The 11,328-nt window shown below is 67.5% G+C and carries 9 protein-coding genes, 2 pseudogenes and 1 riboswitch; of the genes and pseudogenes, 9 read left to right on the forward strand and 2 right to left on the reverse strand.

From position 1 onward, the window contains the following. Positions 1–174: 174 nt before the first annotated feature. The 6 genes and pseudogenes from QZY44_RS11705 to eno all read left to right on the forward strand — a co-directional run bounded on the left by QZY44_RS11705 (position 175) and on the right by eno (position 7,815). Positions 175–3,327: a DEAD/DEAH box helicase gene (locus tag QZY44_RS11705; RefSeq protein ID WP_295446395.1), complete on the forward strand. Its 3,153-nt coding sequence runs from the start codon at positions 175–177 to the stop codon at positions 3,325–3,327. A gap of 9 nt (positions 3,328–3,336) precedes the next feature. Further along, positions 3,337–3,600, forward strand: a complete 264-nt coding sequence (locus QZY44_RS11710; protein ID WP_295446397.1) for a hypothetical protein — start codon at positions 3,337–3,339, stop codon at positions 3,598–3,600. Continuing rightward, positions 3,597–4,610 (forward strand): DNA-binding protein, encoded by a 1,014-nt coding sequence (locus QZY44_RS11715; RefSeq protein WP_295446399.1) that lies wholly within the window; start codon positions 3,597–3,599, stop codon positions 4,608–4,610. Before QZY44_RS11710 ends, QZY44_RS11715 begins: the two co-directional genes overlap by 4 nt. A 247-nt stretch (positions 4,611–4,857) precedes the next feature. Further along, positions 4,858–4,924, forward strand: a riboswitch (Fluoride riboswitch). Between the two features lie 79 nt (positions 4,925–5,003). Further along, positions 5,004–5,303: a hypothetical protein gene (locus QZY44_RS11720; protein ID WP_295446401.1), complete on the forward strand. Its 300-nt coding sequence runs from the start codon at positions 5,004–5,006 to the stop codon at positions 5,301–5,303. 2 nt (positions 5,304–5,305) lie between these two features. Then, positions 5,306–6,502, forward strand: coding sequence for an MFS transporter (locus QZY44_RS11725; protein ID WP_295446402.1), 1,197 nt, complete (start codon positions 5,306–5,308; stop codon positions 6,500–6,502). Positions 6,503–6,532: 30 nt separating this feature from the next. Then, positions 6,533–7,815: pseudogene (eno, locus tag QZY44_RS11730) on the forward strand (phosphopyruvate hydratase). A gap of 73 nt (positions 7,816–7,888) precedes the next feature. Here eno and QZY44_RS11735 read toward each other — a convergent pair. Beyond that, a complete protein-coding gene (locus QZY44_RS11735) occupies positions 7,889–8,848 on the reverse strand; it encodes an Rpn family recombination-promoting nuclease/putative transposase (RefSeq protein ID WP_295446405.1) in 960 nt (319 codons plus the stop codon). Between the two features lie 225 nt (positions 8,849–9,073). Between QZY44_RS11735 and QZY44_RS11740 the strand changes: the two genes are divergently transcribed. The 3 genes from QZY44_RS11740 to QZY44_RS11750 all read left to right on the forward strand — a co-directional run bounded on the left by QZY44_RS11740 (position 9,074) and on the right by QZY44_RS11750 (position 11,003). Then, positions 9,074–10,279, forward strand: a complete 1,206-nt coding sequence (locus QZY44_RS11740) for a hypothetical protein (protein WP_295446407.1) — start codon at positions 9,074–9,076, stop codon at positions 10,277–10,279. Positions 10,280–10,377: 98 nt separating this feature from the next. Further along, entirely contained in the window at positions 10,378–10,605 is a 228-nt protein-coding gene (locus tag QZY44_RS11745) for an antitoxin (protein WP_295446408.1), read from the forward strand. After that, positions 10,605–11,003, forward strand: a complete 399-nt coding sequence (locus tag QZY44_RS11750; RefSeq protein ID WP_295446410.1) for a type II toxin-antitoxin system VapC family toxin — start codon at positions 10,605–10,607, stop codon at positions 11,001–11,003. Before QZY44_RS11745 ends, QZY44_RS11750 begins: the two co-directional genes overlap by 1 nt. Positions 11,004–11,126: 123 nt before the next feature. On the opposite strand, the pseudogene QZY44_RS11755 reads toward QZY44_RS11750, so the two are convergent. Continuing rightward, positions 11,127–11,328, reverse strand: a pseudogene (locus tag QZY44_RS11755) (hypothetical protein); the annotation flags it as partial.

Raw genomic sequence — 11,328 nt, forward strand, 5'->3', positions numbered from 1 at the left:
ACACGGGTACAGCGTGGTTTCCCGGCAACGGATTCAGGTCTCTTCTGCCCTGCACATCATTACCTATCACACCCGCTTTGAGTTCGTCTTCGGCGCCGCGATCGGCACGCAACTGCAACTGTTCCTGGCCCTCTATGGCCGACATTCCGAGAACGCCGATGCCCAGGAGGCCGCATGAACACTACCGCACCCGTCCCAGCCGCCCACTGGCGCCAGGCCCTGCGCGGCCGGGCCTCGCTCGGGAGCCAGGCCAAACGCCCAGGGTCACTCGCTGGACTGCACGCGGCCCGCTTGGCGCACCTTGGCCAGTTCTTCACCCCAGACGCCCTCGCCGCCTGGATCTGGCGCATGGTCGCCCCCGCGGTGGAGCGCGCCCTGTCCAGCGACGGTGAAGGCGTCCGGGTGCCCCTGATCGACACCAGTTGCGGCACCGGCGCCCTGCTTCAGTTCGCCGATCCGGCCCGCCACACGCTGGCCGGGACCGATATTCACGGTCCCAGCGTGACGGCGCTCGCTGAGGCTGCCAGGGTGGCCGGGTTCCAGCGCCACTTCTCGACCGTGGGCATGGAGCAGATCGACCCGACCGGCTTCGGGGTCGCCCTGATCAACCCGCCCTTCTCGCTCCATCTGGAGGCACCGACCCTGGTTGCCGGCCCGGCCACGCACTACGGGCGCTTCGGGCCGGATACCTCGACCCTGTCGCACGCCTACGCCGTGCAGCAGGCACTGGCGGCGGCCGACCTGGTGGCGGCGATCCTGCCCCGGTCCTATACCGACACCATGCTGGCCGACCCCGGGGCCTGGCCGCGACTGGTGGCCGCATTCCACGCCCCCGCCTGGTGCTTCCGCGAGCAGGGGGCCGAGGTGCGGGTGTCCGTGCTGTTCTTTGCCAAGGACCCACGGGCGCCCGGTGTCGCTGTCCGCGTCGAGACCCTGGACGACGCGCTGACCCTGGCGCCGGACTTGGGCTTGTCGTGCCGCACCACGCGCCACCTGAACCCCCGGCTGCGCGAGACGGGGATCGTCGACGAAGGACCGACCATCACCCGCCCGGTCACGGGTAACCCCAAAGTCCGACTCGGCCACTCGGGGCGCAAGCTGACCCTGGGCTTTGGCTGCGGCCTGATCGAGGCCAAGGTCCGCAACGCCGTCCTGCGCGAGCGGCTCACCGCCCCGGTCATTGATGGCCACCGCTACCCCAAGGGGGTGAAGTACACCGGCCAGGGTGCGCTGGATATCGAGGTTCATCTGACCCAGGTGGACCCGTTGGCGTCGATTGAGGCCCTGTGCGACCTGATCCGCGCCGCGGGCGCCGACCTGGAGGTCGATCCGGGGTTGTTGCGGTACCTGCACAAACGCACCCGCCGGCTGCGCATCGAGCGCACCCCCTTCCGGCATACCATCCTGGTCAAGGCCGACATGGCGCATGGCCCGGCCGGCGCGGTCGTCGGCAAGGCGCGCACCACGCATCTGGTGGACCCCGACACCTGGGGCTCACCGGTCATCAAGGCGGGGGCGGAGGTGGCCTTCGCACCCGACGGCCCCGGGTCCTACCGGTACCGGATCGGCGGGCGCGACTTCGGATTGGCGGAAGAGGAACTCAACCGCCGCTTCGCCGTCGTCACCGGACAGACAGAGGACCACTGGGAGACGGTCCATCCCGGACGGCTGATGGCCTTCCCCGAACGGGCGACTGAACTGCGCCGCCGTGGGCAGGCGCTGGGCCTGGATGGGTTCCTGTCCTGGGACTACCAGTTCGAGGACCTGCTGGAATTGTCGATGACCCGCGGCGCCATCGCCGCCTGGGCGGTCGGGCTCGGCAAGGCGCGGCTCGCCGCCGGGTTGATCCTGCTGTCCGGCTGCACCGCCGGGCTGATCTGCACCGAGGCGTACCTGATCGACGAGCTGCGCACCGAGTTGGCCAAGCTCCCGATCCCGGCCACGGACTGGCAGGTGATCCAAAGTCCGCGGGACCTCGACCGGCTGCGGCGGATCAACGTGATCAGTTACCACCGGCTGCGGGGGCCGATCCACGGCGCCCACCAGCGGCGCACCTACGCGAGCCGACTGCGGCACCGCATTGGCTGCCTGGTCGCCGACGAGGGCGACCTGTTACGCAACAAGGGGACGGCCCAGAGCGCGGCCTTGCGGATGCTGGCAGCCAAGCGGCGCTTTGCACTCTCTGGGACGCCGCTTGGGAACTACCCGCGCGATGCCTTCTCCGTGCTCGCCTTCACCGGGGGCGATGCGACGGCCGCCCAGGTATACGGAATGCACCGTTGGTATCTGGACCCAGCGCTGCGGCAATCGACCCGCGACTGCGTGCCCGGGATTGACCGGGTGCGCGAGCAGTTCGTCACCCTGGAGTGGGTCACAAACCAGTTTCGGCAGGATATGACGACCGGCGCCAAGCGCGAGGTGCCGAAGCTGCGCAATCTGTCGGCCTACCGGGCGGCCCTCGCCCACCACGTCAAGCGACGCGTGGCCCAGGAGCCCGATGTGGCGCGGCACTTCCAGATCCCGGTACCGGAGCACCGCGTGACCACCCTGGACTGGGACCCCGCCCACCTGGCCCACTATCTGCGGGTCGCCGAGGACTTCCGTCAGTGGTATCTGAAGGGCCAGGCCAATTCCCGCGAGCGTAACCTGATCGCCCTGCTGGCGCGCATCCAGGCGGTGCAGATCGCGGCGGCGATCCCGCAACGCCGCTCGGACAAATCCCCGTTCGTCTACGACCGCGGACTCACCAGCAAACAACGGTACGTGGTGGACCGGTTGGCCGGGCTGATGGAGAACGGCCACAAGGTCATCGCCTATGCCGAATGGCCGGAGTTGCTGGAGGTCATCGGGCAGGCGTTGGACCGACGCGGGGTCGAGCACGTGACCATCCATGGCGGCAAGCCCATCGCGGAGCGGGTGCGGGAGCTGAACACGCGCTTTCGCGCCGGCCCCGCCCCGGTCCTCTTGGCGAGTCTGGGGGTGGCGCAGAAGGGGCTGAACATCCCGGAGGCGGATCGGGTGCTGTTCCTCACCCGCTCCTGGACCGCCAAGACCGAGGACCAAGCCGAGGGCCGGGTCCTGCGGCCCCAGCAGACCCGGGCCGTCACGACGGAGTTCGTCCACTTGAGGGGGTCGATCGACGACTACCAGGGGCAGATGGTCACGCACAAGCGTAGCGCGATCAGTGCAGGACTCGACTGGTGTACGCCGGAGTTGGACGACGTGGAGTTCCTGCACCTGGATACCATTCTGGGGCGGTTCGTCGAGGACTTGGCGGGGCTGATGGGATGCCGGACCCATGAAGTCCGGGACCGACTGGCGGCATAGGGGAAGATGATGAGTGATATCGAGATTGTCATTGGTGAGGGGTCAGTCACCATCCGGCGCTCCGGCCGTTCGGCGCCCATCCTGGCGCAGGTTTTGGGGCTCGATCGGAACCCCGACGGTGAAGTCACCCGTCTATGGCTCGATCGCCTGGTGCATCGGCCGGGGGAGGCATGGACGGGCGACTGGTCCGTCCGTGGGGCGGTGAGCTCGATCATCGAGCGCGTTAGCATCGGCGCCGTTGGCGCGTTCGACCACCCACCGGAATCACCATGAGCGCCCATGGAGCGACCCGCCAACGCGCCTTCGAGACCGCCTGTACCCTCGCCGCCGCCGGCAGGCGCCCGACGATCGCCGCCGTCCGCGAGGGACTGGGTGGTAAAGGCTCCCAGCAGGCGATCGGCGCCGGGATCGACGACTGGCTCGACGAGGCCGCCCGGCGGTTTCAGATCCCCGGCATTCCCGAGGCGCTGCGCACGCAGGTGGTCGAGGTCTGGGACCAGGCGTGCCGGTTGGCCGGCGAACAGTGGGACGGCGCGAAGACGGCGCTTGAGGCCCAGGTTTCGGGGCTGGATGCCCAGGTAGCGGCGGTCGCTGGGGAGCGTGACGCGGCCAGGACCGAGATCGAGCGACTGGCCGCCGAGATGAACAGCCAGGGCATCACGCTGCGGGAAACGCAGGACGCCCTGGACCTGGCCGGCAACACGCTCGCCGCCCGCACCGAGGCCCTTGCGGAGACGGCCGCGGCCATGGCGCAGGCCCGCGAGCAGGGCGAGGACCAGTCCCGCCAGCGTGACCATGCCGAGCGGGTTGCCGCCGCGTCGGCGGAAAGCCTCAACGCGGCCCAAGCGCGCATCGCCCGGCTCCAGGTGGAGCAGGAGGTCGCGACGGCGCGGGCCGAGTTGCTGGAGCGCGCGGAGGCGACCGCCAGGGACGCGGCGGCACAGACGCGGGCGGACTTTGCAGCCGCCCAGGCGTTGGCGGAGCAGCTGCGCGGCTCGGTGTCCGAACGCGACGGCCAGCTTGCCACGTTAACGGCCACGGTCCAGGCCGAACAGCAGTCGCGGGATGCGGACACACAGCATTGGCTCAGCCGCCTCGCCGAGCATCAGGCAGCAGTGACGGAGGCCCGATCCCGGGAAGCGGCACTGACCGAGGAGAAGAAGGCCCTGAACCTGGAGGCGCAACGTTTGCGGCAGGACCTTCGGAAGGTGCCGTCCGGGATCGCTGGCCGCTTCGCAAGCCCGGACAGCAGCCAGACGCCTACAACGCCCGTTAACCTATAGAATGAACCGGCACCGTCCTCATTCCCACGGAGCGATCCATGCACACGGGTGCTTTTGCATTGAGCTTGATGCCCCGGAATTGCGACATGCTGACCCCGCGCCAAGGTGTGAGGACATCTGGGTGTCGGTGCCGCTGCTCTTGAGCCTATTGGACGATGCGGAACACCCCCCAAGCAATCTGCTGCGCGTTCGAGCCCCACGCCAAGGACACCCGATGTGGCGATCCCCGCACGTTCGGGATAATATTCCAGCCAGCAGAGATGGCATTCCTCCCCCAAACGCAGGCCCAGCCGGCTGATGATGCCTACTCACCATGCCCGGGGCAGCAGGGATAGGCATCGTCATATGATCCCAGCCCCTCAAGCCGTCCGGCCGTTGCTTCAACGGGGGAATATGAACATCTGCGCGGTCGTTGCCGTCGTCATCGGTGCGGCCCTGCCGCGCTGGGGCTTCGATTTCCGTCTCAATCCCATCGTTCCCACCCTGTCCTTGGTCTTCCCGACCGTCAACCTGTTGGACGGCCTGCCGATGGGACGTGCTCTGACCTGGCTCGATCAGCCGCCAAGCCATCGTTTACGCTCCATGCACGGCGACAGTGGCCCGGCTGAGCGCCCGATCACCCTACTTCACGTCGCTATTCCGGGCGACGACTCCCGGTACCATGTGCGGCTCATCGCCAGCCTGCGAGTGTGAGCATGACCATGTTCCGAGCTATCCTCTCTTTGCCCCGCACCGTCTGGCTGATCGGCTTGATCAGCCTGCTCAACGACTCGGCCTCGGAGATGGTCTATCCGTTGGTGCCGCTCTATCTGACCGCGGTCCTGATGGCAGGGCCGCGCGCCCTGGGGCTGATCGAGGGCATCGCGGAGGCCACTGCCAGCCTGTTGAAGCTCTTCTCCGGCGTGATCGTGGATCGCACCCAACGCGCCAAGCCCTGGGTGGTGGGGGGCTATGCCCTGGCCGGCTTCGCTCGACCCTTGATCGCGTTCGCAACCAGCTGGCCCGCGGTGGCACTGCTGCGCTTCGGTGACCGAGTCGGCAAGGGCCTGCGCAGCTCCCCGCGGGATTCGCTGCTCGCCGCCAGTGTGGACCCTGGCGTGCGCGGACTGGCCTTCGGTCTGCACCGCGCCATGGACAACGCGGGCGCCGTGGTGGGGCCTTTGTTGGCGGCCCTGTTGCTGGGTCTTGGGTGGGAGCTCCGGGAGGTCATCCTGTTTGCTGCCGCCCCCGCCGTCGCCTGCCTGATCATGGCCCTGCTGCTGCGCGAGCCGGCACCGAACGGGGCACGCCCCACACCGCCCGCCTTCTCCTGGCGGCTGGCCGGGCTCCCGCCCGCTTTCAAACGCTATCTGGTGGTGTTGGGCCTGTTCACCTTGGGCAACTCGTCAAATATGTTCCTGCTGCTACGCGCCCAGGAGCTGGGCCTGCCGCAGGCCCAGGTCCCGCTGGCCTGGGCGGCCATGTCGCTCGTCGCCACGCTGTTCTCGACCCCCTTGTCGGCCCTGTCCGACCGGGTGGGACGGGTACGTTTGATCGTCGCCGGCTGGCTGGCCTACGGGGCCTTCTATCTTGGCCTGGGGTTACTGCCACCCGGAACGCCGCTCGCCCTGTTCGGCCTGTTCGCCTTCTACGGCACCTTCATGGCCGCAACCGAGGGCGTGGAAAAAGCGCTGGTCGCAGACCTGGCGCCGGCGGCGCTGCGCGGTACCGCCTTCGGCTGGTTCAACCTGATCGCGGGACTGGTGCTCCTGCCGGCCTCGCTGCTGTTCGGCGCGCTGTACCAAGGCGTCGGGGCGCTCGCCGCCTTCGGTTTCTCGGCCGCCTGTGCCTTCGCCGCAGCGCTGTTGCTGCCAATCTGGGCCTTACGCGTGACCCAACCTGCTCCATACTGAGGCCACTTCACCCTGACGAGGAGTTGATCGATGAAAACGACCATCCAAGCCCTGCACGCCCGCGAGATCCTGGACTCCCGCGGAAATCCCACCGTCGAGGTGGAAGTGACCCTGGACGACGGCGCCTTCGGCCGCGCGGCGGTGCCGTCGGGAGCCTCGACCGGCATTCACGAGGCCCTGGAGTTGCGCGATGGGGACCCCGCCCGCTATGGCGGCAAGGGGGTGCAACAGGCCCTCGGTCACGTCAACGGCGAGCTTGCCGCGGCCCTGGTCGGCATGGACGCGCTGGATCAGGGCGGGGTGGACCGCACCATGCTGGCGCTCGACGGCACACCGCTCAAGTCCAAACTCGGGGCCAACGCCATCCTGGGGGTCAGCCTGGCGGTGGCCCGTGCCGGTGCTGCGGCCTGCCGCTCTTCCGCTACCTGGGCGGGTCGGCGGCCTGTCGCCTCCCGGTACCCATGTTCAACATCCTGAACGGCGGCGTCCATGCCAACTGGCAGGGCACCGACTTTCAAGAGTTCATGATCGCCCCGGTGGGCGCCGGCAACTTCGCCGAGGCGCTGCGCTGGGGAGCCGAGGTGTACCACACCCTGAAGAAGGTGCTCAAGGACGTCGGTCACTCCACCGGTGTCGGCGACGAGGGCGGCTTCGCCCCGGCCCTGAAGCGCAACGCCGAGGCGGTGGAGGTGATCCTCAAGGCGATCGAGGGTGCGGGGTATCGGCCGGGCGAGGACATCGTGATCGCCTTGGACCCGGCTTCCAGCGGCTTCTATGAGGACGGTCTCTACAACCTGCGCACTGAAGGTCGCAAGGTGGACGCCGCCGAGATGGTGGCCATCTATGCCGATTGGGTCGCCAAATATCCCATCGCCGTGCTCGAAGACGGGCTGGCCGAGGATGATTGGGCGGGCTGGAAGATCCTGAACCAGGCACTGGGCGACAAGATCGAGTTGGTCGGGGATGACTTGTTCGTCACCAACGTGGAACGTATCGCCCGCGGCATCGCGGAGGGCGTCGCCAACGCCGTGCTGATCAAGCTCAACCAGATCGGCAGTCTCACTGAGACCGTGGCCGCGGTGCATCTGGCCTACAGTGCCAACTGGGGGGCGATGGTGTCACATCGTAGCGGCGAGACGGTGGACAGCTTCATCGCCGATCTGACGGTGGCCCTGGGCACCGGGCATCTGAAGACCGGCGCGCCCTGCCGCGGCGAGCGGGTCGAGAAGTACAATCAGTTGCTGCGCATTGAGGAGGCGCTGGGGGCTTCTGCCGTCTATGCGGGACGGGGGGCCTTCGTGCGTGGCGGATAAGGGTTAAGGGGGGCGACAGCGCGGCGCTACTGGTCCCGGGTCTGCGGGTTGGTCTGTCGGCTCGGGCTCTTGCTCAATGCAACACCGCGTCCAGGGTGTCGGCGGTGAGGATGCGCTCGGACCATGAGAGCAGGGTTTCGGGGTCGGCGCTGGCGATCCGCGCACGGACCGACTCGCTTGGCGGGCCGAACTTGCGCTCGATCTGCCGCAGAAGGACGTTGCTTACACCCTCTTGCCGCCCTTTTTGCCACCCCTGTTGCCGGCCTTGCTCAATGTAGCGATCGATAAAGGTTTGCATGATGGCGTCTCCGCTCGGGGTCTCTTTCAACAGCGTCCGGACCGTCTCCTCGTCCAGGCGGGTATTGGCTTGGACATAATAGCGCAGGAGGGTGGACAGGATTTCAGTCGCGGTGGTCTGGTCCGCGATCTGCCGCATCAGGGCCAACAGCTCGCGCAGCGGCCCCGTCGGCTCCCTACTGTAGATATGTCGCAACGCCAACTGCACCAACCGGGTCAGTACCTCGCCCTTGATCTCCGCGTTCGTCCGCACGGAGATGTCGTGCAGGGCATAACGGAACTGCGGGACGTAGGGGACTAATGCCTCCGGCAACGGCTCGACCAGATCTTGGAAACTGGCCGGCACCCGCCACTGGCGACTACCGTGGTAAAGCACCAGCGGGTAGACGGGCGGCAGGCGGCGCGCCTGCGGGTGCTGTTTGCGGTACTCCTCCCCGGAAGCGACCACGTAACGCAGCAGTTGGAGCAGTACCCAGTGCTCCGGCCGGCTCTTGTGCTCAAACAGCAGATAGACTTGGAGTTCGGCACCACGACAGGCCACCCGATACACGAGGTCCGAGCAGTCTTCGCTCAGGTCCTCGCCGACATAGGTATCCTTGGAGATCTCCAGGGTGGTGAGGTCGATCTCAGCCAGGAGCGCCGCAGGAAGGTTCTGGAACAGAAAATCCCGGGCAATCTCCAACCGTCCGAAGCTCTCCCGGAAGTAACGGTCGTGGGGTGTGCCGAGTTCATCCATGGCGGTGCAGGCTAGTCCGTCTGTGTTCGCGGGGCAAGTGTCCCAGCCATCAACCTGGCATGTTGCACAGATGGCTCCCAGGAAGGCACAACTGAGTGACGACGGTTCCAGGTAGCACCTGCTGGGCCAGGCCAGCGATCCGAACGCCTCCTGCGACGCGCTGACCTGGCCGCAGCCCCGGCTGGCCTCATGATGACTGCAACCGACCACCGAGTAACCCGTACGATGAAGACCCCGAGCGACCCCTGGAGCTTCCGCCCTCGCTGGCGCGCCCGCGCCTTCGGCTGGCGCGGCTCCAGTCTGGCGATCCAGCGGTTGAAAGAGGCCGTCGCCGAGATCAAGGCGGCCCACCGCAGCGAGCCTGCACGCGCGGCCGAGGGGGCGATCCTGCTGCTGGAGCGGCTCTGGCCGGCGCTCCAGCAGGTGGATAGTTCCTCTGGGGCCTTGGGCAATGGCGTCAACAAAACGGTGCATGACCTGTTGGACCTGCTGGTGGCCGTAACGGCGGACGAGACAACGCGGGAGCGGTGGCTCGCCCGGCTCTGGACGGCCATCGAAGCGGACGGGGTGGACTTCCTCTCGCAGATCGGTGATCGCTGGGGCGATCTGTGCGGTACACCGCAGCGCGCATCCAGGGCCGCCGACGAGCTGGTACCCGCGGTGCGGCTGAGCTGGGCGCCGGAGCGGCATGACTATTTCCGCGGCACCACGGCCTGTCTCTCCTGCCTGCTCACCGCCGGGCGTCACCAGGAACTCCTGGACCTGATCGAAATCGCGCCCTTTCTCTGGTGGCACTACCGCCGCTACGGGGTCCGGGCGCTGGCCGCCCAGGGCCAGACCGATGCGGCCATCGCCTACGCCGAGGCTTCACGCGGACGCAACGACAACCCCGTGGCCATCGCGCGGGCGTGCGAGGAGGTCCTGCTGGCCGCCGGGCAGTCGGATGAGGCGTATCGACGCTATGCCATCGCCGCCAACCAGGCCGGAACCCATCTGGCCACCTATCGGGCGATCAAGAAGAAATACCCGGACATGGCGCCCCGCACGGTCCTCGACGACCTGATTGCATCCACCCCGGACGACCCGGGGCGCTGGTTCGCCACCGCCAAGGCGCTCGGATTCCTCGACCTGGCCGCCGATCTGGCACGCCGCTCGGCCGTGGATATCGGCACCCTGCTGCGTGCCGCGCGGGATCATCTCGGCACCCATCCAGCCTTCGCCCTGGAGGCCGCAACGGCGGCATTGCATTGGATGACCAACGGGCAGTTCTACGAGATCAAGGCCGGGGATGTGTGGCAGGCCGCGAGCGTTGCCGTGCAGGCCGCCGCGCTCACGGGCGCTCTGGAGCCGACGCAGGCGCTAATCAGCCGACTGGCCGTCCATGCCGACACCGGCCCCTTCGTCCGCAAGCATCGGCTCGCCCCCTTGTGAACGATTTCGGCTAGACTTCGCCTATGCGTACAACATAGGCGAGAGGTGATTCCATGATCGAGACCCAGCCTCGGGCATCCGCCCCGGATCCTGCCCACGTGCGTACCGCGCGGCTCTTCCGCAACGGGAGCAACCAGGCGGTGCGGCTACCCCGCGACCTCGAGATCGATGCCGACGAGGTGCTGATTCATCGCGAGGGCGACAGCATCGTCCTGACGCCCAAACCGCGCTCCTGGGATGACTACTTCGCGCGGGGGCAGCGGCTCACCGAGGATTTTCCCGACGCCATCGACGCGCCCCCACCCCAGGCCCGGGAAGCCCTCTGATGCGTTGGATGCTCGACACCAATACCTGCATCTACACTATGAAGCACCATCCACCGCAGGTGCGGGCACGCCTGCGGCGGCTCGCCATCGGGGAGGTCGGTATCTCCGCCATCGTCTTGGCCGAGCTTCAATTCGGGATCCAGAAGAGCCAGCGACGGGCGGAGAACGCAGCCGCCCTGGCGGACTTTCTGCCCTATTGTCTGGTGTTGGACTGGCCGCACGAGGCATCCGGAGTCTATGCGGAAATCCGCGCCGAGTTGGAGGCCCAAGGGACCCCCATCGGCGCCAACGACCTGCTGATTGCAGCACACGCGATGCACCTGGGCTGCACATTGGTCACGAATAACGTTGAAGAATTCAAGCGGGTCCGCGGGTTGCTTAGGGACAACTGGGTCTGACGCCGCACGATATGCCGCCCCTGCCAGCCCCGGTCGGCGCGCCTGCCCTCAGGCGAGGAGACCGCCCGCGGCTGCGCCGTTTCTGTACCGGCTGAGTCGTCATCGGGATGGCGCGCATCCACATCACCCCGGCGCATCCCGACTCAGTCGCAGCGAGACCCCTTTGTTCAGGATCAACTCCACCGCCCGTCCCGCATCGACTTCGAGCACCGGAAAGGTCTGATCGGCCATCTTCATGTAGAAGTCGGCGAGCTTCTCCATCGACCCACCCACCCCACCGGCAACCGCGGATTCGGCCGCCTGGGGCGAGAACATCGACTGGTAC

It is taken from the genome of uncultured Thiodictyon sp., from assembly GCA_903837595.1.
GTDB lineage: Bacteria > Pseudomonadota > Gammaproteobacteria > Chromatiales > Chromatiaceae > Thiodictyon.

What these genes read in the sequence shown, in the direction of transcription:
- QZY44_RS11705 (WP_295446395.1), top strand. Translation starts at nt 175, where the DNA reads ATGAACACTACCGCACCCGTCCCAGCCGCCCACTGGCGCCAGGCCCTG.
- QZY44_RS11710 (WP_295446397.1), top strand. Translation starts at nt 3,337, where the DNA reads ATGAGTGATATCGAGATTGTCATTGGTGAGGGGTCAGTCACCATCCGG.
- QZY44_RS11715 (WP_295446399.1), top strand. Translation starts at nt 3,597, where the DNA reads ATGAGCGCCCATGGAGCGACCCGCCAACGCGCCTTCGAGACCGCCTGT.
- QZY44_RS11720 (WP_295446401.1), top strand. Translation starts at nt 5,004, where the DNA reads ATGAACATCTGCGCGGTCGTTGCCGTCGTCATCGGTGCGGCCCTGCCG.
- QZY44_RS11725 (WP_295446402.1), top strand. Translation starts at nt 5,306, where the DNA reads ATGACCATGTTCCGAGCTATCCTCTCTTTGCCCCGCACCGTCTGGCTG.
- QZY44_RS11735 (WP_295446405.1), bottom strand. Translation starts at nt 8,848, where the DNA reads ATGGATGAACTCGGCACACCCCACGACCGTTACTTCCGGGAGAGCTTC.
- QZY44_RS11740 (WP_295446407.1), top strand. Translation starts at nt 9,074, where the DNA reads ATGAAGACCCCGAGCGACCCCTGGAGCTTCCGCCCTCGCTGGCGCGCC.
- QZY44_RS11750 (WP_295446410.1), top strand. Translation starts at nt 10,605, where the DNA reads ATGCGTTGGATGCTCGACACCAATACCTGCATCTACACTATGAAGCAC.